The organism is Desulforamulus aquiferis, from assembly GCF_030577015.1.
Classification (GTDB): Bacteria; Bacillota; Desulfotomaculia; order Desulfotomaculales; family Desulfotomaculaceae; genus Desulfotomaculum; species Desulfotomaculum aquiferis.
Window position 1 is genome coordinate 87,443 of the sequence record NZ_JARPTC010000016.1, and the last position, 25,356, is coordinate 112,798.

Annotated in this window: 28 protein-coding genes; 3 read left to right on the forward strand and 25 right to left on the reverse strand. The window is 45.1% G+C overall.

Features of this window, described 5'->3' with window-relative positions; genetic code table 11:
- The first annotated feature begins 14 nt into the window (after positions 1 to 14).
- Positions 15 to 428 (forward strand): RidA family protein, encoded by a 414-nt coding sequence (locus P6N53_RS11245; protein ID WP_304543166.1) that lies wholly within the window; start codon positions 15 to 17, stop codon positions 426 to 428.
- A gap of 266 nt (positions 429 to 694) precedes the next feature.
- Here the strand turns inward: P6N53_RS11245 and P6N53_RS11250 are convergent, their stop codons facing one another.
- Positions 695 to 3,748 (reverse strand): EAL domain-containing protein, encoded by a 3,054-nt coding sequence (locus P6N53_RS11250; RefSeq protein WP_304543167.1) that lies wholly within the window; start codon positions 3,746 to 3,748, stop codon positions 695 to 697.
- Positions 3,749 to 4,086: 338 nt separating this feature from the next.
- Here P6N53_RS11250 and P6N53_RS11255 point away from each other — a divergent pair, with 338 nt between their 5' ends.
- Positions 4,087 to 4,545: a metal-dependent transcriptional regulator gene (locus P6N53_RS11255; RefSeq protein ID WP_304543169.1), complete on the forward strand. Its 459-nt coding sequence runs from the start codon at positions 4,087 to 4,089 to the stop codon at positions 4,543 to 4,545.
- On the opposite strand, the gene P6N53_RS11260 is transcribed toward P6N53_RS11255, so the two are convergent.
- From P6N53_RS11260 to eutS, 23 genes are all read right to left on the reverse strand, one after another.
- Positions 4,542 to 5,933, reverse strand: a complete 1,392-nt coding sequence (locus P6N53_RS11260; RefSeq protein WP_304543171.1) for a nucleoside recognition domain-containing protein — start codon at positions 5,931 to 5,933, stop codon at positions 4,542 to 4,544. The genes P6N53_RS11255 and P6N53_RS11260 overlap by 4 nt on opposite strands.
- Positions 5,930 to 6,718, reverse strand: coding sequence for a FeoB small GTPase domain-containing protein (locus P6N53_RS11265; RefSeq protein ID WP_304543173.1), 789 nt, complete (start codon positions 6,716 to 6,718; stop codon positions 5,930 to 5,932). Before P6N53_RS11265 ends, P6N53_RS11260 begins: the two co-directional genes overlap by 4 nt.
- Positions 6,719 to 6,722: 4 nt before the next feature.
- Positions 6,723 to 6,989: a FeoA family protein gene (locus P6N53_RS11270; RefSeq protein ID WP_304543175.1), complete on the reverse strand. Its 267-nt coding sequence runs from the start codon at positions 6,987 to 6,989 to the stop codon at positions 6,723 to 6,725.
- 331 nt (positions 6,990 to 7,320) lie between these two features.
- On the reverse strand, positions 7,321 to 7,983 hold the full coding sequence (locus P6N53_RS11275) for an S-layer homology domain-containing protein (protein ID WP_304543177.1): 663 nt from the start codon (positions 7,981 to 7,983) through the stop codon (positions 7,321 to 7,323).
- A 163-nt stretch (positions 7,984 to 8,146) separates the two neighbouring features.
- Complete coding sequence (locus tag P6N53_RS11280) at positions 8,147 to 8,914, reverse strand: DUF7973 family transport facilitator (RefSeq protein ID WP_304543179.1); 768 nt, start codon at positions 8,912 to 8,914, stop codon at positions 8,147 to 8,149.
- A gap of 24 nt (positions 8,915 to 8,938) precedes the next feature.
- Positions 8,939 to 9,490: a BMC domain-containing protein gene (locus P6N53_RS11285; protein WP_304543181.1), complete on the reverse strand. Its 552-nt coding sequence runs from the start codon at positions 9,488 to 9,490 to the stop codon at positions 8,939 to 8,941.
- Entirely contained in the window at positions 9,487 to 10,824 is a 1,338-nt protein-coding gene (locus tag P6N53_RS11290; RefSeq protein ID WP_304543183.1) for a 4Fe-4S dicluster domain-containing protein, read from the reverse strand. The genes P6N53_RS11285 and P6N53_RS11290 overlap by 4 nt, the downstream gene beginning before the upstream one ends.
- 28 nt (positions 10,825 to 10,852) lie before the next feature.
- Positions 10,853 to 12,289, reverse strand: coding sequence for an aldehyde dehydrogenase family protein (locus P6N53_RS11295; RefSeq protein WP_304543185.1), 1,437 nt, complete (start codon positions 12,287 to 12,289; stop codon positions 10,853 to 10,855).
- Between the two features lie 14 nt (positions 12,290 to 12,303).
- On the reverse strand, positions 12,304 to 13,284 hold the full coding sequence (locus tag P6N53_RS11300; RefSeq protein ID WP_304543187.1) for a cob(I)yrinic acid a,c-diamide adenosyltransferase: 981 nt from the start codon (positions 13,282 to 13,284) through the stop codon (positions 12,304 to 12,306).
- A 6-nt stretch (positions 13,285 to 13,290) separates the two neighbouring features.
- Entirely contained in the window at positions 13,291 to 13,572 is a 282-nt protein-coding gene (locus tag P6N53_RS11305; protein WP_304543189.1) for a EutN/CcmL family microcompartment protein, read from the reverse strand.
- A gap of 40 nt (positions 13,573 to 13,612) precedes the next feature.
- Positions 13,613 to 14,392: a flavoprotein gene (locus P6N53_RS11310; protein WP_304543191.1), complete on the reverse strand. Its 780-nt coding sequence runs from the start codon at positions 14,390 to 14,392 to the stop codon at positions 13,613 to 13,615.
- Positions 14,382 to 15,050: a phosphate propanoyltransferase gene (locus P6N53_RS11315; RefSeq protein ID WP_304543192.1), complete on the reverse strand. Its 669-nt coding sequence runs from the start codon at positions 15,048 to 15,050 to the stop codon at positions 14,382 to 14,384. The genes P6N53_RS11310 and P6N53_RS11315 overlap by 11 nt, the downstream gene beginning before the upstream one ends.
- 35 nt (positions 15,051 to 15,085) lie before the next feature.
- Positions 15,086 to 15,364 (reverse strand): ethanolamine utilization microcompartment protein EutM, encoded by a 279-nt coding sequence (gene eutM / locus P6N53_RS11320; protein ID WP_304543194.1) that lies wholly within the window; start codon positions 15,362 to 15,364, stop codon positions 15,086 to 15,088.
- A gap of 1 nt (position 15,365) precedes the next feature.
- Entirely contained in the window at positions 15,366 to 15,923 is a 558-nt protein-coding gene (locus tag P6N53_RS11325; RefSeq protein WP_304543196.1) for a BMC domain-containing protein, read from the reverse strand.
- Positions 15,924 to 15,928: 5 nt separating this feature from the next.
- Positions 15,929 to 16,390 carry a glycerol dehydratase reactivase beta/small subunit family protein gene (locus P6N53_RS11330; RefSeq protein WP_304543198.1) on the reverse strand — a complete coding sequence of 154 codons (462 nt, stop codon included), beginning with the start codon at positions 16,388 to 16,390 and terminating at the stop codon, positions 15,929 to 15,931.
- A gap of 4 nt (positions 16,391 to 16,394) precedes the next feature.
- Positions 16,395 to 18,233 carry a diol dehydratase reactivase subunit alpha gene (locus P6N53_RS11335; RefSeq protein ID WP_304543200.1) on the reverse strand — a complete coding sequence of 613 codons (1,839 nt, stop codon included), beginning with the start codon at positions 18,231 to 18,233 and terminating at the stop codon, positions 16,395 to 16,397.
- 11 nt (positions 18,234 to 18,244) lie between these two features.
- Positions 18,245 to 18,766, reverse strand: coding sequence for a diol dehydratase small subunit (locus tag P6N53_RS11340; protein ID WP_304543202.1), 522 nt, complete (start codon positions 18,764 to 18,766; stop codon positions 18,245 to 18,247).
- 20 nt (positions 18,767 to 18,786) lie between these two features.
- The gene (locus P6N53_RS11345) at positions 18,787 to 19,431 is read right to left on the reverse strand and encodes a propanediol/glycerol family dehydratase medium subunit (protein ID WP_304543204.1); all 645 of its coding nucleotides are present in this window, start codon (positions 19,429 to 19,431) and stop codon (positions 18,787 to 18,789) included.
- A 17-nt stretch (positions 19,432 to 19,448) separates the two neighbouring features.
- Complete coding sequence (locus P6N53_RS11350; RefSeq protein ID WP_304543206.1) at positions 19,449 to 21,119, reverse strand: propanediol/glycerol family dehydratase large subunit; 1,671 nt, start codon at positions 21,117 to 21,119, stop codon at positions 19,449 to 19,451.
- 19 nt (positions 21,120 to 21,138) lie between these two features.
- Positions 21,139 to 21,924 (reverse strand): propanediol utilization microcompartment protein PduB, encoded by a 786-nt coding sequence (gene pduB, locus P6N53_RS11355; RefSeq protein ID WP_304543208.1) that lies wholly within the window; start codon positions 21,922 to 21,924, stop codon positions 21,139 to 21,141.
- Between the two features lie 22 nt (positions 21,925 to 21,946).
- Positions 21,947 to 22,222 (reverse strand): propanediol utilization microcompartment protein PduA, encoded by a 276-nt coding sequence (gene pduA / locus P6N53_RS11360; RefSeq protein WP_304543266.1) that lies wholly within the window; start codon positions 22,220 to 22,222, stop codon positions 21,947 to 21,949.
- A complete protein-coding gene (locus P6N53_RS11365) occupies positions 22,216 to 22,653 on the reverse strand; it encodes a EutP/PduV family microcompartment system protein (protein WP_304543210.1) in 438 nt (145 codons plus the stop codon). Before P6N53_RS11365 ends, pduA begins: the two co-directional genes overlap by 7 nt.
- A gap of 4 nt (positions 22,654 to 22,657) precedes the next feature.
- Positions 22,658 to 22,999, reverse strand: coding sequence for an ethanolamine utilization microcompartment protein EutS (gene eutS / locus P6N53_RS11370; protein WP_304543212.1), 342 nt, complete (start codon positions 22,997 to 22,999; stop codon positions 22,658 to 22,660).
- 236 nt (positions 23,000 to 23,235) lie between these two features.
- Here eutS and P6N53_RS11375 point away from each other — a divergent pair, with 236 nt between their 5' ends.
- Positions 23,236 to 24,393 (forward strand): iron-containing alcohol dehydrogenase, encoded by a 1,158-nt coding sequence (locus P6N53_RS11375; RefSeq protein ID WP_304543214.1) that lies wholly within the window; start codon positions 23,236 to 23,238, stop codon positions 24,391 to 24,393.
- A 51-nt stretch (positions 24,394 to 24,444) separates the two neighbouring features.
- Here the strand turns inward: P6N53_RS11375 and eutJ are convergent, their stop codons facing one another.
- On the reverse strand, positions 24,445 to 25,263 hold the full coding sequence (gene eutJ, locus P6N53_RS11380; protein ID WP_304543216.1) for an ethanolamine utilization protein EutJ: 819 nt from the start codon (positions 25,261 to 25,263) through the stop codon (positions 24,445 to 24,447).
- Positions 25,264 to 25,356: the final 93 nt, after the last annotated feature.

Sequence of the window (25,356 nt, forward strand, 5' to 3'; positions counted from 1 at the left end):
AGGGGACTACTAATATGTCGAGAAAAGCCTTCAGTGCAACCGGGGCAGTTGCTATAGGTCCTTACTCACACGCCGTTGAATCGGGTGATTTGGTATATTTATCCGGGCAAACGCCCATTGATCCCCAGAGCGGTAAGTTAGTTGAAGGTAATATTTCAGCACAGACAGAACAATGCTTTGCCAATTTGCTTAACGTTTTGTCAGCAGCAGGCCTGGGACCGGAGCATGTAGTTAAAGTCAATGTGTTTTTGACGGATATGCAGGATTTTGCTGCAATGAATGAGGTATATGCAAGACAATTTGCTTCACCTTACCCGGCAAGAACCACCATTGGAGTAGCATCATTGCCCCTGGGTGCCGGGGTTGAAATTGAGCTGATTGCCCGGAGACCATATAAAGAAGCCAGCGATGCTGGCTCAGACTATTGAAAAAGCTACAACTGGGTTTTAATAATCCCGAGCAGCGATATTCGAAGCAGTGGAAACAGCGCTTCGCGAAGCTGAGGATGCGAAAATGGGTGAGCGGACATGGACGTCCGCGAAGGCCTGAGGTAAACACGATGTTTACTCGAAGGCGGCCCATTTTCGCCCGAAGCAAGCGATTAGCACTGTCCACTGCGGAGATAGGAGTCGTGAGGGATTTTAAAACCCGAATATAGGTAGTTTCTCGACAATCTGAGCCAGCGATGCTGGCTTTACTTTTTGAAGGTATTAAGCAATAGATTTGTAATGCCGACAACCGGCAGAGGTTTATAGAAATAGTAACCTTGAACTAGATCGCAGTTTTTGCTTCGGAGATAATTAAGCTGTTCTTCGGTTTCTACACCCTCCGCAATAACCTGCAGCTTCAGGTTGTGAGCTAATAATATTATGGCATCTACAATGGCTTCATTACCTGGGTCCTTGGTAACATCCCTTATGAAGTACCTGTCTATTTTTAGTATGTCGATGGGCAGCCTTTTTAAGTAACTGAGGGAGGAATAGCCTGTACCAAAGTCATCAATGGCAATGGTTATGCCCATTTTCCTTAATTCATTTAGTGTTTTAATGGTAAATTCAACATCATGCATGGCTAGGCTTTCGGTAATCTCTAGTTCAAGGTAATGGGGTTCCATCCCTGTTTCCTGTAATATATCAGTAATTACCTGAACTAAATTTTGCTGCTGGAATTGACGGGGGGAGAGATTGACTGCCACCCGCATTGGTGGTAAACCTGACAATTGCCATTCTTTATTTTGAAGACAGGCATATCTTAAAACCTGTTCACCGATAGGAACAATTAAACCGGTCTCCTCAGCAATAGAAATAAAATATGCAGGAGATATGATCCCCTTCTGGGGATGATCCCACCTTAGCAGCGCCTCGATTCCAACAATACTATTATTAGGTATATCTATCTGTGGCTGGTAATGAACGGTAAACTCATTTTTCTCAAGGCCCCTTCTAAGGGAATGCTCTAATTCTAGCCTGTGCATATTGCTTTCATTCATTGAAGGTGCAAAAAATTGATAGTTGTTACGTCCTTGATTCTTAGCCTGATACATGGCTATATCAGCATGTTTAAGGAGAGTTTTAACATCCAGGCCGTCAGAGGGGTAAACAGCTATTCCAATGCTGGTGGTGATATAAAATTCTCGCCCATCTAATACAAAGGGCTCTTCTAAGGAGTGTATTATTTTTTCCGCCACCTTGGCAGCATCCTCCTGCCGATCAAGATCTGATAACAAGATGGTGAACTCATCACCGCCTATTCGAGCAATTGTGTCACTATCCTCTAGGGTGTCAGATACACGTTTAGCAATGGACTTTAATAGTTGATCTCCAACATCGTGTCCCATTGTATCATTGACTAGTTTAAAACAGTCTATATCCAGAAATAGAACTCCTAAGCTTTTATTCTTTCGCTCCGCATGGGCCAGGGAAATAAAAAGTCTGTCATTGAAAAGCAGTCTGTTGGGCAAATCAGTGAGGTAATCGTGCTGTGCCTGGTATTTTATTACCTCCTCTGCCTTTATTCGCTCGGCAACCTCTTGTTGGGAAGCAGTATAAAGTCTGGCATTTTCCAGGGCTATAGAAGCCAGCTGGGAAAAGCTTTCCAACAATTTCATTTCCTGTCCACCAATTCTTTGTCCCTTTTCCAGGTAGGCCAGCCCAAAAACCCCAACCACCTGATTGCCCGATTTCAATGGAAAGGCGACTGTCTCCCTAAACAAATCGCTTACCCTTGAGGAACGTCCGCTCCAGGCGCTGTAGTCGTTCACCGCCAAAGGCTTACCGCTATGCCACACCTTGCCTGCCAAACCTTCCCCGGGTTTTAGGGTAAACCCAATATAGTCTTTATATAAACCGGTTCCTAAGTGTAAAGATAATTCGTCCTTTTGATCATTGATCAAATACAATAGTCCATGTTCCGTACCTAGGAGGGAGCAGGCCCTTTTTAGAATTGCAGCTAACAAGTCATCAATGTCAAGCCTATTGATTAAGTCAAGGGTGGTTTCATACAAAGATGAGAGGTACCTATTTTTACTGACTAATTGCTCTTCTGAATGCTTCCTAGCACTAATGTCATGAAAATAAAGAGACAGACCTTCAGGGGAAGGGTAGGCACGAAATTCTAACCATTTACAGATGATATTGTTATAGGTTTCGAATTGAGCAGATGATTTTTCTTCAAGGACCCGCTGCAGCTCAGAAAAAACGGAAAGGGATTTTATATCTGAAAAAGCAGCCCACCATTCCCTGACTAGTATTTCATCCTTTGAAATGTGTAATAGCATTTCAGCTTCACTATTTAAATATGTAATTTTGAAATTGGAGTCTAATGAACAAAATCCATCCTCAATGCTCTCTAGTAAATTACTTATCTTGGTATGGGACTTATTGATTTCCTCATAGGATAATTTAAGTTCCTCCTCAACAGCAATAAGTTCTTCGTTGCTTGCCACTAACTCTTCATTTGTTGCCGTTAGTTCCTCGTAGGAAGCCCTAAGCTCTAATTCCGTTCTATTACGTTCAAGGATTTGATTAGATATATTTTGTGACATTTTATTAAATTCTGCTGCAAGTATACCAATTTCGTCATTTCTGTTAATCCTAATGGTGTGATCAGGATTACCCTCTCCAAAACGCCGCGCCATTTCAGCAATGGATGAGAGGGGTGATATCACATCCTTAACATGCTTGTAGGTTAAGAAAATAAGAAAAGATAAAAATAGAAAGGCATTAATGGAAATGATTGTATAATAACGTTTTGTCGCCAAATCTATACTTTTCAGGGATAGACCAACATTTACCGCACCAGCTAAACTATTGGTGTTGTTATAGTAGGGCACCAGGATGTCAAGTATTCTCTCACCATGGAAGTTTGACTGGGGGTTATCGGCGTCTCTAATATATATCTGCTCAACAGTCTTTCCCTCTCGGGCAGCAGCTAAAGTACCTTGGTCATCAAATACCATTCCTACCCGGTAAGGGTCGCTGTGAAAAAGGGCCTTGCCGTTTCTATCAACAAGGAGGATATAGCTTAAATCTGCCTGCTCCCCTTGTATTTGGGTTAAATGTTTTTGCATCTGGGCTTCTGATAATAAAGGAGTAGTCTTTTCAATATAGGAGGCTAACTCCCTAGCTTTTTGAGACATGGTTTCTATGTGCCAGGGAATGATTACATAATGGGTTGTCCAGAATAGGCCCCCAATGATCATTAATCCCAGGATTATCATCATGGCTAGAAATCTGTTAGCAATCTTCATAACGATCCCTCTTTATATAAGGATATAATTATGGCTCTAGGTTCATCCGCCGCGCTGCTATATTTTATTAAGTTATATCGGTTATTTATATAGTAAGTTTAGCAAAATAAGTAAATAAGGACTTACTTATCATAATATTTACTAATAAACAGGAAGCAAAGTCTTTTGAAAAGCATTTTGATAAATCCATTAATAGAAAATAAAATAATTGAAAGGACTAGACCAAGTAAGTAATCTCCCATCTATATCACACCCCGGGGAATATTTAAATCAGCAAGATAAAAAAGTGTAATAATTATTCCCCCCTTTTATATCTTGATTTTAAAGGGGGTGGTTATTTGTTATCTCCCAGCCTGGAAGACTATTTGGAAGAAATCTATCGGATAAGTCAAAGTGGAGAAACAATAAGGGTAACTGATATTGCCGCTTGTTTAAATGTTAGCCTGCCTTCTGTTACAAGGGCCCTGCAAAAGCTTGATGAGTGTAATTATATTAATTATCGTCGCTATAGAGAAATAGTACTTACGAATAAGGGTAAAGAATTAGGCCATTTCCTGGTGGAGAGAAATAGGATTATAAGGGAATTTTTGCAGTTACTCGGCTCCCAGTGTGATTTTGAAGCAGAGGCGGAGGCTATGGAGCACTATCTCTCAGTGCCTACCATAACGGCAATAACCAAATTTGTTAAGTTTAGCAAGCATAATCCGGTTTGGCTAGAGGAGTATAAGGGTTTTTGCCAGATAGCAGATAAAGAAAATGACCGGGGTAAGCTTACCCGGCCTGATTCAAAGGTTTAGACCCAGCCCATTATTCTGGCAGTCTGGGCCACAAGGATGCAGACAGCACAGCCAATTGCCAGGGGTATTAAAGCGGCTAATATAGTCCATTTAATGCTACCAGACTCTTTCTGAATAGTTAATAATGTGGTTCCACAGGGGTAATGCAGTAAAGTAAAGAGCATCATAGAGACAGCAGTAAGCCAAGTCCAGCCATGTTGTACCACAAAGAGGTTATATAGGTCCCTAATGCTTTCCAACTCGGTCATGCTTCCCACGGCCAGATAGCTCATTATTAGTATGGGCAGAACAATTTCATTGGCCGGCAAACCTAGTATAAAGGCCATTAAAATGAAGCCATCCAGTCCCATAAGCTGGGCAAAGGGATTTAGCCAGTTGGCACAATAGGCTAAAATACTTATTTCACCTACATAAATATTTGCCATTAACCAGATAATTACCCCTGCGGGAGCTGCTACAATAATAGCTCGTTTTAGTACAAAGAGGGTGCGGTCGAAGATTGAACGGACAATAATATTTCCTATTTGAGGCTTTCGGTAGGGAGGAAGTTCCAAGGTGAAGGAGGAGGGAATCCCCCTTAATAGGGTTTTGGAAAGACTCCAGGATACAGCTAAGGTTACCGTGATTCCCAATAGGACAATTCCCACCACAATGGCTGTGGCGCCAAGGGTACCACCCATGCCAAAGACTAAAATTCCCGACAGTGCAATTAGGGTGGGGAAACGGCCGTTGCAGGGAACAAAGACATTGGTTAACATAGCTATCATACGTTCCCTGGGCGACTCAATTATTCGGCAAGCTATAACCCCGGCGGCGTTGCAGCCAAACCCCATACTCATGGTCAGGGACTGCTTGCCGTGGGCTCCTGCTTTCTTGAAAAGGCGATCTAGGTTAAAGGCAACCCTGGGCAGATAGCCTAGGTCTTCAAGCAAGGTGAAGCAAGGGAAGAAAATAGCCATGGGTGGCAGCATAACCGATATAACCCAGGCAAGGGTACTGTAAACACCCTCTATAAAAAGACCGTGAAACCAGGCTGGGGCATGTAGAACATTACAAAGCTCAGTTAGACGATCCTGCCCCCAGAATAAAGTATCTGCCAGCATGGCTGAGGGGACGTTGGCACCGGCCACTGTCATCCAGAAAATCATTCCCAGGAGCAGCAGCATGGAGGGAAAGCCAAATACCCGGGAAGTAAGAATATCATCAATCCTTTTATCCCAATCTGTGCGAGGCTGCTCATTTTGGTTAACTACCTGCTGAGCTATACTCTCTGCTGAATTGTAAATACTATTTACTATAGAATCATTAAGCTGTAGATTGCCATGGGGATGTAACTGCTCAATCTCAGTTAAAATTGCACTAAGTCTTGTTGGGAAAACCTGGCTCATGCCCACAGTTCACCTCCAACCTTTGTTACGAGACTATCCCTCTGTGGATATAGCTCCTCCAGCTTAGTGATTATTGTTTGGTCCTTATCTAATAGTCTCAATGCAAGCCAGCGGCTGTTTAATTTTTCTCCAACCAGTTCCTTAATAATAGGTTCTATTTTAGAAATGGCAGCCTCAATCTGCTCAGTGTATCTAACAACATAGGGATTTGTTACTAGCCTGTCATTAGCCACATTAGAAATAGCGTTAATCAATTCGTTCAGGCCGATCCTATCCCTGGCAGCTGTGGCAACAACAGGAACACCTAATATTTTTTCTAATGCTTCAGTGTTGACCGTAATATTTTTTCTGCGGGCTTCATCAATCAGATTTACGCAGACTACAACCTTTGAAGTTATTTCGAGAACCTGCAATACTAAGTTTAAATTCCTTTCCAGGCAGGTGGCATCCACCACAATCACTGTGGCGTCTGGTCTGCCAAAGCAGAGGTAATCCCTAGCCACTTGTTCCTCAACGGAATTGGCCAGCAGAGAGTAGGTGCCAGGTAGATCAACTAGATTATACACATACCCTTGATTAATATACTTTCCCTCAGCCCTCAATACTGTTTTACCGGGCCAATTGCCTGTATGCTGGTTTAATCCTGTTAGGGCATTGAACACGGTGCTTTTGCCGGTGTTGGGATTGCCGGCTAATGCTATCACATAGTCTGCTTTTTTGGTTGTTGAGCCCTTAAGTGATTCTTTATTTGCCCCGGCACCGCAGGACTGATGTGTCAAACCCATGAGCCTAATCCTCCTTATAGCTAACCATGATTTGTGTACTTTCTTCTTCCCTAAAGGCTATGACTGCTCCCCTAATTTTAAAGGCCTTGGGGTCTCCCGAGGGACTTACCCGCAGAGCCTCTATCTTAGTGCCGGGAATAAGGCCCAAATCCAGCATTCTTCTCCTGGCAAGGCCCTCGGCCTCTATGGAATCAACTACCGCTGTTTTCCCAATGGGCAAATCATATAGGGCCATAACATTCCCCTCGAACCTCCTGAAGCTATTTTTCATATAATTCCCACCCCCACTTGTCAATTAACTTAGTCTCGGCTAACTATAGGTTAAGAGCTCTTACTAATTTTTTGATGTTGTGCCACCCAACCTATTTGCCTGGCGTAAGTTAGTTAGATAAAACTAACTTACTTTAATCAGCTAACACATACTATGTGCTTGGGAGTCCAGTGGTTACTAGTAAATAATAATCTAAGGAAAGGGGGGCATGTAATCTACCATCATATTGAGCAGGTGCCCTGATAAAACATTATTCTTAGTAGGAGAGGAACTGGCCATTAAAATAAAAATAGACAGCTCTCAGGATATGTCTGCTGAGAGCTGTCTATTTTTATTCAGCGGAGGGCTCTAATTGTTTTTCGTAGGAATGGGCTAAGGATACTGTATCCAGGCAGCGATTTACAATGGCTGCAAATTCTGCCCTGGTTAGTTTTTCATCGGGGAAAAACTGACCTTCTGCACGGCCCTTCATAATACCGGTATTGTGTATGAAGGCTAATGTATTGGTTGTCTCAATATCTTTGAAATGTGGCCACAGAAGTATGGTAGCTACGCTTAGGCTTTTAGCCTCAAAGGACTTTGCAATGGCTTCAGCAACCTCAAGTCTGGTTACTGGTTCCCCGGGCTTAAATTTTCTGTCCTGGATATCGAAAATGTTGAAAACTGCGCTCTCAAGAATTGATTGACTGTACCACTCACTTTCCTGTACATCATCAAAATAATCGGTAAGGACAGGTTCCTTAAGGAATAACATGGCACTAAAGTTAAAATCAAAGATGCGATCCAGGCAAACAGCCAGCTCTGCCCTGGTGAGGGTACCTTCGGGATTAAACCGATCCTCCCCAACACCCTTCAATAAGCCATGCTGGAAAGCTAATTCGATATCCTTAGAAGCCCAATGTTCAGTGGTATCAGTAAATGGAGTGTTGGCAAAACTGAGGCTTGGGGCAATTAGAAATAAAACCAGGAGAATTGCAACCAGTTTGTTTTTCATAAATACAGCTCCTTTATTCCATATACCATATAGACGGTGTTAGGGAGGAGATGTAACAGGTAAAATCCACCTATGTAAAATCAACAGGCTTCTGCCGGAGACCTACTGGTTCCTACAGAAGCCTAAAATTCCCTACATTTGTACTTGATTATAGGAGACATATCTACATGAAAAGTACCACAATTAATGTTAATAGTGCGATAACAAAGGCAGGAGGGTCCACATGGGTATTGCCTTCGTTCATGGTTTTGGTGAAAAAATCCCCTAATAAAGCACCGATTATACCGAATAATCCCCCGATCCATATATTACCTGCTGCCATTGCTGCCAGGGCCGCGGGTAAGGCAATATGGTGAGTTACCGGGCCTACTCCCATGATTTGCACAAAGATAAGTGAAGTTGCTGCAATACCAAAACCAAGGACCGCATTATCTGTGGCGATGGAACCATAGGAGGAAATTAGGCCTACCCCCAAGCCAAGAACTAATAAAGATAAGCCGGTTTTGCCGTCCGGCATGCTGTAACCGTGGAATAGTTTCTTTTCGCCAAAAATTAGTCTGGCTGCAATACCGGAAATGGCTACAGTAAGTGCAACAGTATCGGTAGGGGTATTTATTCCAGCGAAAAACTGCTGAACAGCCATACCTATAGCACCAAAGATACCGCCTACAAGTAGAATTGAGCCGTCGTTGAATTTTATGAGGGGAGTTAAAATATCTTTACCGCTTTCTAAATCATTCTTAGCTGCAAAGGCAGCTGCAGCCACACCACCAGCAAAGGCTACGTGTGGCCCAAACCAGGGACCAAAGGCCATATCCGTAAATCCTGCCAAGACCAAAATACCAGTCATAATAAATGCGGGCAACGCACCTACGGCTGCACCAAACACCCCACCACCAAAGGCGGCGACTATTTCTAGACCTCCGAACATCAAATTTTCACTCCTTTAAGTGTATTAGAATAATGCTTTATGTAGTCCTTGATGTGGAGCAGCAATTACCAGATCACCGATTAAAAAGCCGCTATCCTGAATGGCGTTGCTTCCGGCACGTACTGCCGCTGTTACTGCTCCAACCTCGCCACTTAAAGTGACCAGTGATTTTCCTCCCATACCGCGGGCTAAGCGGACTTCAATAAGCTGAACAGTGGCAGATTTTACTGCGGTATCAGCGGCAAGAATGGCAGAGGCCACCGAGTAGCTTTCTATAACTCCCAGGGACTTAATTTCTTTTACCTCGGAACAGCCACTTAGGGCATGAAATACGTCTGGATGAATGTTGGAAAGAACAATATCATCAACTATATTTTCATTTCCTCCGGTAGCTTTACCACTGCGAACGGCATTTTGTACTGCCCCTACATCACCTCCCACCATGATAAAATATTTTCCTGGACACACGGAGTGGGCCATAATCAAATCAACATTGGCAGACTTCAACATTGCATCCGCCACGGAAATACCCTTGATTATATTTTTCGTCTCTATTAAACCTATAGCTCGTTTCATATATTCACCCCCTGCTGGATACCAATCCAGCCCTCCACATTATAGACCTGCCCAGAAATGCTTGCGTGCAAGTTAGCCCCCAGTGATCCTTCAGGAATTTCTGCTATGAGATCACCTTTATTTACCATACTGCCAAGCTCTACCACAGGCTTTGCGGGGGCGCCAATATGTTGCGAAAGCAATATTTTAACATTTTTGGTTAGTACAGGCTCTAGATTTAAGGGTGCCTTATGTTCATACTTGTCCAAACCCAAACGATATAGTAATCGCTTGGTTGGTATTCGCCGGAACTCACGATTAATACGGGAGCTTTCGGGTTTTTCATTATGGGGGTTTCTAATACCTGCACCGGCGAACTGGCGCTTAAGCTCTGCGTTTACCCGACGGGGTGACAGGCCCATGGAACAACCATATGTATCGCAGGCACCACATTCAGAACAAAGGAATGCCTTGGAAAGAACCTCCGACTCGTTTATCTGACCTCTGCCTATGGCCTGCATAATACGATGGGGTTCTAATCTATGTCCCAGAAGATTGCGAGGACATACATCGGTACAGGCCCTGCAGTTACAGCAGACAGACTTTGCCCGGTTGGAAATTACAGGCCAGGTCAGGCCTTTTTCTACCACCAGGGAATGGTCCTGGGGCAGGACTATAATACCGCCGGTAGTCTTTCTTATGGTGGCATCCTTTTGGATAAGCTTACCCATCATGGGTCCGCCGTCAATTACAGTATATTCTCTTACTGTGGTTCCACCGGCCAATAAAAGGATTTCATCTATTAACATGCCTATTGGTACTTTGACGGTACTAGGCTTACCAACTTCACCCGTCACCGTGACGTATTTGTCTGTGACAGGTTGTCCTTCCAGTGCCTGGGCAATATTAATAAGGGTTTGGACATTAGAGACCACCACTCCCACATGAAGGGGAATACCACCCTCAGGCACTATCCTGCCGGTAACCTCATGCACGAGAACATGCTCGTCACCAGCCGGGTACATATCAGGTATGAAAAAAAGCTCAATTCCCTGGGCATCCATTTGCTTCAAGGTGTCTTGCAAATTTCTTACTGCATCTTCATACTTAAGTTTCAGGCTAATGTAACCCTTGCCGGCACCTGTGGCAAGCATAACAGCCTTGAGGCCTATAATTAGTTTCTCACTCTCACTGGCCATTAGGTGTTGATCGGCCCTTAAAAGAGGTTCACACTCCGCCCCATTAACAATGACAATCTCTGCATTGGCGTTAATTTTTACATGGGTTGGAAAACCCGCACCACCAGCCCCAACCACACCAGCTGCCTTAACCGCTGCGATAATTTCCTCGCGCAAATCTCCACCTACTTCCTAAGGGGGGTCACTACACAATAGATAATGCATCCACAAGTACACAGCGACGCTGGCGTGTAAAACTTCTAGCCGAGGTGAGTCCTTCACCTGTGGGACCTGCCAATGTAAAGGATGTGTAACCCTCTGAACCGGCACCAATTCCTGCATAGGCAGGAGCATTTTTAACAAAGATGGTTGTATCTATAGCCTTAGCATAGCGGGTCAAATTATCTACATTGCGTGAGTGCATGATTGCCGTATGACGATTGCCATGCTCAACACTAATTGCTAACTCGATGGCTTCATCGAGATTTTTTACCTGGATAATAGGTAATACGGGCATCATCAACTCTTCCAGCACAAAGGGGTGATCTTCGGTTGTTTCACAAATAATGGCCCTGATAGTATCCGGTACATCTATGCCTATTTTACTTAGAATATATTTGGCATCCTTACCAACAAAATTTTTGTTAATCATATACGTTCTCTTGGGTTTGATAGTACAGCCGGCTGCAGCATTTTCTTCTTTTTCCGTCAGGATAACCTTCATGAGTTTATTAATATCCTGTCCTGAAATCAGGTAGCCCCCATGTTTTTGCATATTAGAAATCAGCTTATCGGCGATGCAGTTTAGAACAATGGCTTCCTTTTCTGCAATACAGGGTAAATTATTATCAAAGGAGCACCCTAACATTATGTCCTTAGCTGCTTTATCAAGATCCGCAGTCTCATCTACAATGACGGGAGGATTGCCGGCACCTGCACCAATGGCTTTTTTTCCTGAGGACATGACTATTTTGACGATGGCGGGACCGCCTGTAGCCACAAGCATATTGATATCAGGATGCTTTAACATAGCATTTGTTGAATCTAAGGAGGGCTTAGCCACCGCAGTTAGTAAATTGGGTGGTCCCCCTGCCTTAACAATAGCCTCATTTAATAGGCCTATAGTTTTCAGGGATGTATTTTTGGCAGTGGGGTGGGGGCTGAAAACAACTGAGTTTCCCCCAGCAATCATACTAATGCCATTATTTATGATTGTCTCAGAGGGGTTTGTGGTTGGAGTTATGGACCCTATTACACCAAAGGGGGCCATTTCAACCAGTGTTAACCCACGATCACCGGTCCAGGCCTCGGTTTTTAAGTCTTCGGTACCGGGTGTCTTACTGGCGGCAAGTTGATTTTTTAAAATTTTGTCCGAGACACGACCCATGCCGGTTTCCTTAACAGCCATTTCAGATAAAAGAACAGCATTTTCTAAACTGACATCCCTCATGGCTTGAATTAACTTTTCCCGAGTCTCCAGGGACAGTTTTCTTAACTGTCTATGGGCTTGTCGGGCTGCGGCAGTAGCTTCATCAATTGTTTGAAAAATACCGTTCTGACCAGAGGTAGAGCTGTTTTGCTCCTGTACTCTGGCTAAAACCTCGGCAGTGATTTTGGAAATAATACTTTGATCAATTACCACATAGGTACCTCCTTTTAAAGGCCTGCTAATCCAGCCTTGGCTACGGTGATATCATCTTCAACGGACCCCCCGCTTACTCCGATGCCTCCAATTAACACTCCCTTGTCAAAGACGGGTATGCCGCCACCGAAGATTACCAGTCGACCACCATTGGTGGTGTTAAGGCCGTAAAGGGATTGGCCCGGACTAGCGGGCTTCGCTGCCTTTTCTGTAGGCATCTTAAGGGACACCGCAGTATAGGCTTTGTCCAGTGATATGGAGATACTGGCCAGTATTGCACCATCCATGCGATGCTGGGCCACAAGATTGCCGCCGCAGTCAACCACGGCAATAACCATTGGCACCTCAATTTCTTTAGCCTTAGCTTCTGCTGTCTGGATCATTTTCATGGCCTTGTTTAATGTCATCATGTTTACAATCTCACCGCTCACGTTGTTTGTCCCAGCAAGATTTTCCATAACGTTGCTGGTCACCTTAACCACCAATTCTTCCTGTTCAACACACCTGGCCAAAACAAATAATAAGTCCGATAAACGGTTTAAATACAGGGCAACAGGAGGATGAACATGATCTAAGCGTCTAACCTTGACTACGCAGCGCTCGGCCCGGCGCACTATGGTCCGGGCCAAATCTAATGCTGCGCTGACGGGTGTACCGCCCGGAATCACAAAATGTTTATCAGGGATGCGCTGCTGTTCCAACTCGTCAATTATGCCCTCAAGGTTTTGTACATGACTCTCGGATATTCGATACTTACCGGCATCTTCTGTGCCCTCGGTTGCTAGATCAGCAGCTAAACTGATTAGCTCTACTTGGATAGGGTGGATAATATTGACCACCCATTCCTTTTGGGTTAAAGATTTGGCCAAACCCATGGCAGAGCTAGCCTCATCAACCGTGCCATAAGCGTGTACCCGGTCATCATCCTTATAAACCCTTTGTTTACTTAAAAGGCTGGTTTGCCCTTGGTCCCCGGTTTTTGTATATACTTTCATGGTGCACTACTCCTCAATAAGACCTCTATCAATCTCCATACTGTCGACAATGCCTACAATGGCTGCATCCACCGCTGCATTAGGCTTGCCGGTGACATAACGTGCTGTGCTGCCTTCAACAACAAGGACGTTCTCGCCGGTTCCCGCACCGATTGCATCGATAGCCACGATGGGCTCATGTACACTGCCGATGAATGAAAATGGCTGAACAATAAGAAGCTTGCTGCCTTTTAAACTCTCATTCTTGGGTGTGGCCACCAAAGTGCCCACAACCTTACCGATCCACATAGGAAAATCTTCCTTTCCAAACCAGATACCGTAATTCCATTTATCTAAACACAATTTCAGCATTATATTCCCTGGCAATATCCTGGGCCAAAGGGGTGACAATGGTACCCTTTGCTACAGAAATTGTTCTATTTCCTGAAAGTAAAGCACTTTTTAACGTTCCAGCATCAAGTACTTGCCTTTTTAAGGGCATTTCCGTTAAGTTCAGCCGCTCCGAAAGTAAAATCCCTTTTGTTACCTTAGACAGATTATCTGCGGAAGTGAGCTGAATACCGTATGTGCTTAGCTTTTTGAGGTTGCCCTCCAGTACTTCTCTAAAAGCTGGCTTGAGCTTTGATAACTCTACCTGGGGACGATTAATGGGTTCCGCTGCATCCCTGGCAGCAATTACAGGCTTACTAAGCATTAATGCAGATATAATTAAATAGGAGGCCATGGTGTCGGATATGGTCAATGCTACCTTTGCCGCAGTATTTTGTGTTAGTACTGGGATAATTACTACGTCGGCTTGCCTTAAAGGCTCTTTCGGATAAGGAGATTGAGAGGTAATAATTTTGATATCATTACCTAGCATTTCCACAAGACTGGTAACGTCAATTATTTTTTCAGCAGCCTCCGAAAGAACCAGCGTTAGGTCAGTACCAAGCTCTTTGATAATTTTTATTTCCTCAAGGCCCGACTTAAGGCCAATGGTACCCCCGGTGAAAACTACGAGAGCCTTTTTGGAGTAACCAGCCTGGGGATGTCCTGGGATGTCTTTTGAACTAAGCCGACGTAGCACCTCGGTGGTTATTATCTCCACAAGTTTTTCATGCTCCACAGCTTTGCTCCCTTATGTCAATACTGACTGTATCGCCGTTTTTAAGGGCTGCGGCATTGGCTTCATCCGTATCAATGTGAAACTCCAGACGGAAGTTTGGATTGACCCGAACCAAGACATTATCAAAGGAACCACCCCGGGGACCGTTAATCTTAATAGTAACTCGGTCACCATCTGACACATTGTACCTATGGGCGTCTTCAACTCCCATATGAATGTGTCTAGCAGCAACTATTACACCTTTGTTTAGAGATACGCCACCCTTTGGACCTACCAAAACAATACCTGGGGTATCTTCTAATTTTCCCGAATCACGAATGGGGGGGACAATACCTAGATTGAAACCGTCGGTACGGGAGATTTCAACCTGAGTAAATTTACGCACTGGGCCTAAGACCCGAACATTCCTGAGAGCTCCCTTTGGTCCCACAAGGGTAAGGGTTTCCTTAGCAGCGTATTCCCCAACCTGCTTCAAATTTTTTTCCGGGGTTAAGGTATAACCTTTACCGAAAAGCTGCTCAATATGCTCAGCAGAGAGGTGGATGTGCCGGTTAGATATACCCACAGGTATACCGTCTACCGGCTGTCCCTGTTTTTCCCTGCTATAGATTTCAGCTAATACCTGACTGACAACTTGCTCGATCATTTGTTGCTCCATAACTCACCACACTCCGCCTTAATATAACAGCCAGACTATTCGACCTTAGGAAGAATTCTCTCAACGTCGGTATGAGGGCGAGGTATTACATGAACAGAAATTAATTCACCAACACGCTGGGCTGCAGCAGCTCCACTGTCTGTGGCAGCCTTGACAGCTCCAACATCTCCTCGGACCATCACTGTAACCAGTCCGGAGCCAATTTTCTCATAGCCCACCAATATCACGTTGGCGGCTTTTACCATGGCATCAGCGGCTTCGATGGCACCCACAAGGCCTTTAGTTTCTACCAATCCTAATGCCTCTCCACGCATCCTACTCATCCTCCTTATTTTGGTAATGAATACAAGAAACCCTGGGATCACCTTTTTTTCGGGGGCAGGCAGGATCACCGCATAAATTACATACATGAGACTGAGAAATCTTGGGTTCTTTTACTTGGTCAATATCAGCAGTATCATTGGCCAAATCCAAAGCATTGTTCGATTCCTCAATGGTAACATTGGCAAAAATGGAATCAGCTTGCTCTGTTGGAGTAGTTGGCATTATCTCCAAGGGTGATGTTTCTTCCGGGAGAGCTTTGTTACCAACGGTTTCGTTAGTGGTGATTATTTTTTCTAAGCCACCTGCAGGGCGGGGGATAACATGGGTAGCATAAACCTGATTAATCCGTGAGGCTGCGGCAGCACCTGCATCCACAGCCGCCGTAACGGCTCCCACATCCCCGGAGAGCTTTATAACCACCATACCGCCACCCTTAGTAAGCTCATAGCCTACTAATTCTATATTGGCTGCTTTCACTGCTGCATCAGCAGCCTCCATTCCGGCGGCTAAACCCACTACTTCGATAAGGCCTAAAGCGTTTTTGTCCATAATATTCACTCCCTTTGGCCCTCAGCAGACTCCTGTAGCACTTTCAAGACTATTTTACGGACAAGCTCATATAAGTCAGCTTCCTCCGAATCAATAACAGGGCCTTGACCGGGCATAGCTTTGAAAGGAAGTCCTTTAACCAGGCGGGCAGCATTAAACCCGAAATGTCGCCATTCATCAAGGGTTCCCGCACTATCCATGGTGAAAAGTGGTTTTAGTGGGGGCAGTCTCTTAAAATGAATGCATATTTTATTTTGGCTAATACCTACACCTACACCAAGCTCAGATGTATTAGCTCCCTGGTAGGCAAGGGATACTGCATCACTGCCTTCAACCCTTTGCAGTGAATAGGGTATACCCTCTTCTTCCATGCCCGCCCTAAGTTCACGCAATTTGTATTCGTAGCCTTGCAGCACCGCTGTGCATATAATAATGCTAGGCTTGGTTGGCTTGTTATCAGACCGCATAGCTTCACGCCTCACCATTAAGATAAGATAGCACCAGACCGGTAGCCACGGCATTTCTAGGACCTTCGCACCCGCGAATATTTCCTCGACCACAGACAATGCCATAATGGGCCAAGGCGTCAGTTACCATATCAGACACTTCAAAGTCTAAGGCGGAACCTCCCACCAACACCACGAACTCAATGTGCCTTATATTGCCGGTAGGGGCAACCCTGGCCAGGGAGCGAAGGGCATTGGTGACAAAAACACGCTTTTTAGATTCCCGTCTGATATGCCTGATTTTATCCATTGGGTGATCATGGGGGATAGGGGTCATTCCGTCATCCTTTAATATGACCACCCTGGCAAAGACCTCGGGGGGAAGGTGCTCCTCAAAGAACTTAACAGTCCCATCCTCCAGTCTGACATGATATAGGCTCTCAACCTTGGCCAGGGGATATTTTTTAATATCCTCCGCTAAATCGAAATCATTTAGGCCAAGCTCCGAATTGATTAGCATGGTTACCATGTCACCGGCCCCGGCTAAATGAATGGAGATGGGTTTACCTTCCCGGGTAACGATGGCAGCATCTGTTGATCCGCCGCCCATATCCAAAATTGCCAGAGGACGATCAGTACCTGGAGTTGTTAAGGCCCCGTGAATAGCCATATTAGCTTCAACACCAGCTATAATAACCCTGGTTCCCAATTCCTCGGTAAGCTTATCGGCTATTTGCTGCATAGGCAGTCTGCTGGTTTTAACCATGGCAGCAAGGGCAACTGCATTCTCCAAAGCAAACTCACCGGCAAGACCACCCTGGACCTTTTGCGGCACAAAGGTGTCTACAGCTAACACATCCTGTATTTTCATTTCTGAAAGGGGCTGGTTGGTAAGCTCCGCCATTACCTGACGCACCCTTTCCAGCATGCCGTTAACATGGGTTCCAGACTCTCCCTGCACGTCATTAATTGGCTGAACCCGCTCCACAACTTCCATGATTGCCTCAGCCCCGGACTCTACATCAATTTCAACCCGTCCCCTTTCTCCCATGACATTAAGGGAACCGGCCGGTATTGAGCGGGCCTTTACATCACCCTGGGGTGTGCGTATTACTACTGCCGAACGATTACCTATTAATGCCCGGGCAATTGGCACCACAATTCTAGTCTCATCGGAGCTAAGGTTAAAGACGGTGGCCAGACCGTAGGGATTTGATAGGGTAGTAATGGTTTGACCGGCCTCAGCAACTTCAACAGCTGACAGCATGCCAACGGGAACCTTCTCAATCAGGGTTACTTCATCAACAACAGGGATTTGATGCTTAAGCCTTTTGGCTATTAATACAGCATCATCCTGGCGTACAACGGCACCTTGAATATCCACACCAGCTTCCATTGCAGCATTTATTCCCTCTGCAGCATCTTCAAAATCAATGCCCTTGGGAATAAGGCAAATTACCTTTTCGCCGGGGGATATATCAGGAAGACTTTCCCAGGTGACAGTTGTTCCAACCCCCAGTCCGATCCCTCCAGGTGTAGAAGGGTTATGTCCTATCATTGTTGATTCAGTAATGATAGTTTCAGTGATGGTTTCCATGGCCACATCACCAATAACCGGGGTAGCCTCATTAAGCCTAATTTCATCTAGCCTGACATGATCCACATCTTCTATATTGATATTGGCTTTTTTCATTGCATCCCGGAGAGCGGTTACCACCCCCGGAACATTGGCAAGGGTGCCCTTGATACCTGTTGTCTTAGTTATGCTGCTGGACAGATATTCATATATTTGGCCGTGATCAACCTTGGCCAAGCATACTTCAGTGGTGGAGTTACCAATATCAACTCCCGCTATGATAGGCATGAAATCCCACCCTATTCCGCTTTGAGACGTTTCCGTCGTTCGTAAACTCCAGCAGCCTCTCTGACAAAAGCGGCGTTAATTTTAGCGTTATATTTTACTTCCATTTCTTCAGCTATTTCCATAAGTTCTTGCTTTGTTGAGCGGTACGGCCTCAGGGCATTATAGATTTCCAACAGGCGCTCATCAGGGATTGCCACCAATTCCGCAGCCCGACGGAGGTTATTAGCAAATTGGGTTCTGCCAACGCCATCGGCGATTTCTGCTTGCAGACGAAGGGTCTCTGGTGTAATGCGAACATCCTCTGATTTGATGTTGCCGTTTAGTATACCCTCAAGGGTGACATCCTGTATTTTTTTACCAGTAGGAGTTTTTAATAGTTCAGGCCGCTTTGTAGCCAGGGGGTAATCACGATCTGGAGATAGTCCAACAGCTCCAGTCTGGGTAGTAACCCTGGGTGTAGATGCCTGGGGTGTTTGGGCCATGGATTTCAATACTTCACGTACGATATTCTCAATAGTTTTTTGATCAGCCATTATTATTCACCTCCACTTAATTAAAACTGTACTTCCAGTTCAACGGGCTTGGCGCCGGGAACAACGTGCTCTGTTTCCTTAATATGAAGTACAGCGGCCTTTGCCTGATACTTAGGCCGAGCCATTTGGTCATTTCTGGTGGGCACTGGTGTTGGATGCTCACCCTTGGCATATTTTGCAGCATTACGTCCTATTGCCCGGTAGGCTTCTAGATCCAGTAGAGGTGACTGGGGGAAAAGTTCAAGGTTGCTTAAAGGTGGTAAATCCTTCTGGTGAATTACCGTGGTGCCTCTGGATTGAAGACCGACGGCGACACCTGAACCACAGATTTTTGCACCCTCGTAGGCGAGGAAGCCAACGTCAGAGGTACCTAATACCCGGATCACCCTTGGACGTATACCTTCTTCCTCAATGCCGGCAATAACTTCACGCAGCACATCACTATGGGGGATATTTACAATTGTTTTGTTTTGATGCTTGCCAAAAGCAGGGGCCAGGGCAATAACTACCTCATCTGATTTTGTACCGGTGGTTGCATTGCCCTTTTCCAATAGGGTCATGGTGCGCCCGGTAGCAACAGCCATTTTCTTGGCAGGTGTGGGCTGCTCCATGCCAGAGAGAACTTGACCAACAATTTCCCGGATCAATTGTTCACTTATTTGCATATTTGTCACCTCTCCCGTTATACGTCCAGTTCGGCTGGATTGATGGCCTGACGTATGTTTTTAATTTCATCCCAACGTTCCTTACTTAGTCTGTAGCCGGTTCCTGGACCTCTGTAATCATTTTTATTATTGACAGCACTGATAACATTAAGCTTCTTGTCAAGGATGGCAGATGTATGTAGGTAATCACCGGAAACACGCTGCTTAAGTGTGCCTAGGACATTCTCAGCCACATCTGTAAAGCCGTTTTTGGCCAGAGCCTTAACGATGTCTACACCTGTAATACCACGTTTCATCATTTCTTCAGCTGCTTTTAAATCTTCTACTACGTTACGTTTGATGACTTCTTTAGTTCCATGGGCATAGGTTGCAGCTTCAACCTCTTCGTCAGTAATGGCAGGGAAGCCTAATTCCTTAAACACAGCCTGTAGGGCTTTGCCGGCCTTATGACGTATGGCAATGACCGCTTCCTCAGAAACCGGACGCAGACCGCCATCAACCATGAGGTCACGCTGGATGATGTTCCAGTCATCATAGTCATCAACATCCCAGTTGGAACCTGCGAACATGTTGTCATAGTTTGGACTTGCGCTGTAGCCGGAGCAAATGAAGTCAGTGCCTGGCAGCATTTGCATTAGGGTACGGGCGGTACGGCGAATATCCGAGTGGGTAAAGGTCTGGTCATTACTGGAGGCCACTTCCAGGTCAAGCATGGCAGCAGTAAGGTTTTCACCCAATACCGCACGAATTCCCGAAGGAACAGCTGCGGGAACCCCGATACAGCTTACAGAACCGTTTTGCAGACCCTGAACGCCGGCACCTTTAGTCAACATAATGCAGCGTACTTCCAGGTACAGCATGGACTTACCCTCGGCATAGCCCATTTGCACCTCGGAACCGGTACCGGATGTAAAGCGCATTTTTAAGCCGCGGGAGGCATAGGCCGAGGCCAGAAAGGCCTTTGACCAGGGAGTATCATCACCGTCAACAAATACGTTTTCAGTGCCGTATACAGAAATTGTTTCGGCATAGGCAGTGATTCCACGCATACCAAGGAGAAGCTCAGTTGCTTCTTCCAAAGCACACTGGATAAGTACTCCACCACGTCCCACCTGGGCCCCTACCTGCAGTGAAAGGGCGTTAAAGGGGGCATAGCGAACAACCGCCACAGTTGTTTCCATCTCATCAAAGCCACGCAAGGCAGCTTCAGCAGCATCAGCAGCGATTAATACCGGGTTGTCCTGGGTATTGGTAACGTGACACTGGTTTGACGGGATTTTACGGGCACGCATTTTCTGCATGGCCATCATCATTTCAACCACGTTCATGGTGTTTAAGACTGCAACGATTTTAGCGGCTGTCAAACCACGGGTAATTTTGATAACTTCATCCCGGGAGACATGTATATCCACCAACATCCTGGCAATTTCGGTATTGTCCATAGCCATGGCTTTTTCGGCTACGGTTGTGTCTATGGCATAGTCCGCAATAAACTGGTCAATAAAGTCAAATTGCTCCCTGGGCTTACCATCCATTTCAATTACTTTTCCGCCCTGGATTTTAATACTTGGCTTAGGATCCTTTGGGTTATCCATGGCTACCAGGCCAACCTCTGGCCATTCAACTACAAAGCCATCCTGGTTAACAGGGCGGGCAGCCAGCATTTCAAAACGTTTTGATCTCTTCATCTCTGTTTCCCCCTGTTGTTTAGATGTAAGGAGTAGTTACCGATGGAGCAGGGCCAGCCATAGCTTCTAATAATTTTTTTCCGGTTTCCCTGGCAGAAATTACTGACTGACGTACTGCACCGGAATCTCCTGTAATCATTAGAATAACCTCGTTAGAGAAGCTGGTGCCATTTGCTGGGCTGGCAAAGCCAACCACTTCCACACTGGCAGTTTTTACAGCCACATCTGCCATTACTACCCCTATGGCAGCCGGGGCTCCTACGATTAGGCCAAAGGCCTTGCCAAGGGGAGCACCAAAGGCCTTATTAATTGCTAGGCTGGCCCGGGCGGTGTACTGCATTTCAAGGTGACCGGCATCATTGGCATATACATCTCCGAAGGTGCGTTCAAGCTCACCTAAGGCAACCTCTATGGCCCGGCGGGCATCGGATACTTCCTCAGCTCCAAAAATAATTAAGGAACCATGGCCGGCGCCACCTTTGGTATCCCTAGGTAGCTCAATAGTAACGATCTCGGTATTGGTAGCTTTGACAGCTTCATCTGCGGCCATAATATGGGGACCTGCACCGGTACGGGCACCAAGAATACCAAGGGAGCGGTACTTGGGATCCAGCTTCATTTTCTCATGCAAAGTGGGGTCAATATTGGCAATAACCAGACCAATAGTATCGCCTATTGCAGTGCCTACAAATTCGGTTAGACTGGGCTTAGAAAAAACCCTCTGGCCAGTAGCAGGTGAATCCTGTACAGTGGCTGTACGCTTTTTAATTTCGTCCATGACCTTTTCGATCAACTGGTCTGTCATTTCTTACACCTCCATGATCTTTCTAATTCTTAGGAAGAATTTTTTCCACGTCTGAATGAGGTCTTGGAATAACGTGAACTGAGACGACCTCTCCTACGTTTCGGGCTGCAGCTGCACCGGCATCGGTGGCAGCAGTGATAGCACCAACATCACCACGTACCATTACGGTAACCAGACCGGAACCAATTTTTTCATAACCGACTAGGGAAACATTTGCTGCCTTCACCATAGCATCAGCAGCTTCAATTGCTCCTACTAAACCCTTGGTCTCTACCATTCCTAAAGCATCGTTCATAATTTCTCCCCCCTTTCCCTGAGATATGCAATCAATTCAGGCAAACCAGCCCCAGTATGTGCGGAAACATAAAAATATGGCTCTTTTATTCCCGCTTGTTTAAGGAGTGCCTTAGCTTTTTCCCGGTTAGCACCGGGAAGATCTATTTTTGTAATCACTCCCACAACGGGTCTTATAAGTAGTGAGATAAAACCAGGTGGTAGTGAAACCTTGGTATCTGTTGCATCCTGTACAACAAGAACAATTTTGGCCTCAGCAGCAGTAACTGTGAGGGAGGAATAAAAACGTGGCATTTGCACATATTCCCCAGGAGTATCAATTGACCCATTGACATAGCTGATACTTTGGGTCTTAACTGCCTTTTGGCCATTTTGCTGTAAGGCATTTAGCAGAGATGTTTTTCCTGTACCTATGGGACCGACTACCATTATCATAGATTTAGGACCTAGTCATGGTGGCTGGAGTAAATCCTAGCCCTTCAGCCAAAAGATTAGTTACCTGCTTCAGGGCAGCCTCTACCGAAGATATATTTCCGGTAATAACTAGAGAGCCTGTAAAACGATCCATAAACCCAAGCTGTACCGCTGCAGTTTTGGTAGCAACATCCGCTGCAATTATTGCTGCCTCGCTAGGTGTAATTGTTAAAATACCAATGGCACCGTTATTGCTAATACCAAGCTTTTCACATAGTTCCTCTTTCGGGTTGGCTATAAGGTGGGCTAAGGTAACTTGTTTTCCCGGTACATACTCTTGAACCACTCTCTGTTTTTCAGCGCACATGATTTATTACCTCACAAAAATAAAAAAGACTATCTAAAGTCTTTCTCGGTAGCTTCTAGTTATGCACAAAAAAAGAAAAAATTCTGATTTCCTTATGGAGATGATGACATTCTTTGGGATAAAAAATATTTAACAGAGGATTTTGGTTTAGGATTTTGGTCTTACACAAATAATAAAAACTATACTCAGCATATGAGGTGTCATTATAAAAGCAAGGCTGGAAGGGAGAGGAAAATTTGAAAAAGGTTTTTGAGTATTTTATTACTCCAATTAGCCTTTTAGGTGTAGGGTGTTTAGAAGAACTTAAAAATTATCTTAAGCCCATGTCGTTCAGAAAAGCCCTGATTGTAACGGATAAAGTACTGGTAGATACTGGCTTAGTAGATAAGTTATATACCGTTCTTGATCGGGAAGGAATTTTGTACATAGTTTATAAAGATGTTTCACCCAACCCAACAGTGAACCAAGTGGATTTTGGCCTAAAATTAATGAAAGATAACGGCTGTGATTTTTTAATCTCCTTTGGCGGTGGGTCACCCCATGATTGTGCTAAAGCCATTGCCCTATTAGCAACAAACGGGGGAGACATAAGGAATTACGAGGGTATCAACAAAGTTAAAAAGTCCTCTGCGCCACTTATTGCCATAAATACAACAGCAGGGACAGGCAGCGAGCTGACCAGATTTTGCATCATAACAGATGAAGAGAGACAAATAAAGATGGCCATTAATGATTGGCGAGTGACACCTGTGATTGCTGTAAATGATGCGGAACTTATGATAGGCAAGCCCCCAGGTCTTACTTCTACCACGGGAATGGATGCCTTAACCCACGCCATAGAAGCCTATGTTTCTGTCAATGCCAGCCCCATAACAGATTGCCAGGCCCGTAAGGCCATAGACTTGGTATTTAATCACCTTCTGGAAGCCTATAAAGATGGTAATAACATAGAGGCAAGGGAAGGGATGGTTTATGCCCAATTTTTAGCAGGAATTGCCTTTAATAATGCGGGTTTAGGCTATGTACATGCCATGGCCCACCAACTGGGAGGTTTTTATGATTTGCCACACGGTCTCTGCAATGCGGTGCTATTGCCAGCGGTAATGAGATTTAACCTCCCGGTAGTGGCTAAAAAATATGCAAGGGTAGCCAGGGCAGTAGGTATTGACACAGGAGGTCTGACTGACGAGCAGAGCGCAGAGTTATTAATAGAAAAAATTGAACAGCTTAATAAGGAATTATCTATACCTTTGAAGCTTAGTGAACTAAGAGGCTTTAATGCCGGGGATATTCCCCAATTGGCAGAAAATGCCCTAAAGGACATTACCAGGCTCACAAATCCACGGCAAGGCAACCAGGAGGATGTTGAGGAAATATATCGCTCCATCGTATAAAAAACCCGGTACTGCTGTTGAATAACCAGTAGTACCGGATTTTTTTATTTATTATCCAAACATGGCAATTCCTAAGGGAGTAACGAGCAAGGGGTGGGGGGGGACATGCACCCTTCGGCCAAAGGCTTTACTAAAGTGGGTTTCAAAATCTTGTAAATAAGCAGTTCCTCCAACCACGTAGACAGGATAGTCATGGTACTCCCGGTGACCTGCCAGCATGTCCTTCACAATGGTAGCCATTTTTTCAACAACTGGAAAGATCACAGGCATGATTTTTCTATGTTGGCTTTCATCACGTTTCATGTGTTCGGCCTCTGCAAAGGGAATGTTATATGCTCCTGATAACACAAGGGAAATGTGTGTTCCTCCTGTTGGCTCGTCGGCTGTAAAAGCTAAATCACCATTTTTTAGAACAGCTATTCCGGTGGTACCACCTCCAATGTCTACAACAATACCATGATCTATATTTAAGGCCTTGGCTGCTGCCACAGGCTCATCAACCTGGGAAACTGGTTCTATACCTGCACCGGCAATTACATGACCACAGGCTAAGGCATTACGACCTACTGTTCCAGGAGGCACTGCAGTGGCACCCTTTTCTAACTTGACACCAATTAATTGCTCTACCTCATCCTTTAGTTCCTCGACAATGGATGTTGCACCCCTAAAGTCCACCACTAAGCCATCCCTAACCACCGAGGCCCACCTCATACTGCCTGCCACAGGATTACCTTCATTATCTGTAACCACCAGGACGACATCTGCAGTTCCCAAATCCACTCCTACTTTATAGGGACCAGAAAGCTTAGTGGCTGTTTTAGTTTCTATCAGGTGGTGTAGTTGCTTTATTCTGGAATAATCTGTTTCCATTGGTAATCTCCCCGTCCTTAATTAAAAATTTAACAGTAGTATTTACTGTGTGCCGACACTTTAGACCTTGACAGGGAAAAGGAAAAACGCGTA

Excerpts from the sequence above, each read along its gene's own strand:
- P6N53_RS11270 (WP_304543175.1), bottom strand. The coding sequence starts at position 6,989 with ATGAAAAATAGCTTCAGGAGGTTCGAGGGGAATGTTATGGCCCTATAT.
- P6N53_RS11350 (WP_304543206.1), bottom strand. The coding sequence starts at position 21,119 with ATGAAGAGATCAAAACGTTTTGAAATGCTGGCTGCCCGCCCTGTTAAC.
- P6N53_RS11245 (WP_304543166.1), top strand. The coding sequence starts at position 15 with ATGTCGAGAAAAGCCTTCAGTGCAACCGGGGCAGTTGCTATAGGTCCT.
- P6N53_RS11340 (WP_304543202.1), bottom strand. The coding sequence starts at position 18,766 with ATGGCTGATCAAAAAACTATTGAGAATATCGTACGTGAAGTATTGAAA.
- P6N53_RS11305 (WP_304543189.1), bottom strand. The coding sequence starts at position 13,572 with ATGTGGATCGGTAAGGTTGTGGGCACTTTGGTGGCCACACCCAAGAAT.
- P6N53_RS11260 (WP_304543171.1), bottom strand. The coding sequence starts at position 5,933 with ATGAGCCAGGTTTTCCCAACAAGACTTAGTGCAATTTTAACTGAGATT.
- P6N53_RS11335 (WP_304543200.1), bottom strand. The coding sequence starts at position 18,233 with ATGCCTATCATAGCGGGAGTTGATATTGGTAACTCCACCACTGAAGTA.
- pduB (WP_304543208.1), bottom strand. The coding sequence starts at position 21,924 with ATGACAGACCAGTTGATCGAAAAGGTCATGGACGAAATTAAAAAGCGT.
- P6N53_RS11280 (WP_304543179.1), bottom strand. The coding sequence starts at position 8,914 with ATGTTCGGAGGTCTAGAAATAGTCGCCGCCTTTGGTGGTGGGGTGTTT.
- P6N53_RS11325 (WP_304543196.1), bottom strand. The coding sequence starts at position 15,923 with ATGGACAAAAACGCTTTAGGCCTTATCGAAGTAGTGGGTTTAGCCGCC.
- P6N53_RS11315 (WP_304543192.1), bottom strand. The coding sequence starts at position 15,050 with ATGGAGCAACAAATGATCGAGCAAGTTGTCAGTCAGGTATTAGCTGAA.
- eutM (WP_304543194.1), bottom strand. The coding sequence starts at position 15,364 with ATGCGTGGAGAGGCATTAGGATTGGTAGAAACTAAAGGCCTTGTGGGT.
- P6N53_RS11365 (WP_304543210.1), bottom strand. The coding sequence starts at position 22,653 with ATGATAATGGTAGTCGGTCCCATAGGTACAGGAAAAACATCTCTGCTA.
- P6N53_RS11275 (WP_304543177.1), bottom strand. The coding sequence starts at position 7,983 with ATGAAAAACAAACTGGTTGCAATTCTCCTGGTTTTATTTCTAATTGCC.
- P6N53_RS11345 (WP_304543204.1), bottom strand. The coding sequence starts at position 19,431 with ATGCAAATAAGTGAACAATTGATCCGGGAAATTGTTGGTCAAGTTCTC.
- P6N53_RS11330 (WP_304543198.1), bottom strand. The coding sequence starts at position 16,390 with ATGCGGTCTGATAACAAGCCAACCAAGCCTAGCATTATTATATGCACA.
- eutS (WP_304543212.1), bottom strand. The coding sequence starts at position 22,999 with ATGTGCGCTGAAAAACAGAGAGTGGTTCAAGAGTATGTACCGGGAAAA.
- eutJ (WP_304543216.1), bottom strand. The coding sequence starts at position 25,263 with ATGGAAACAGATTATTCCAGAATAAAGCAACTACACCACCTGATAGAA.
- P6N53_RS11265 (WP_304543173.1), bottom strand. The coding sequence starts at position 6,718 with ATGGGTTTGACACATCAGTCCTGCGGTGCCGGGGCAAATAAAGAATCA.
- P6N53_RS11285 (WP_304543181.1), bottom strand. The coding sequence starts at position 9,490 with ATGAAACGAGCTATAGGTTTAATAGAGACGAAAAATATAATCAAGGGT.
- P6N53_RS11300 (WP_304543187.1), bottom strand. The coding sequence starts at position 13,284 with ATGAAAGTATATACAAAAACCGGGGACCAAGGGCAAACCAGCCTTTTA.
- P6N53_RS11250 (WP_304543167.1), bottom strand. The coding sequence starts at position 3,748 with ATGAAGATTGCTAACAGATTTCTAGCCATGATGATAATCCTGGGATTA.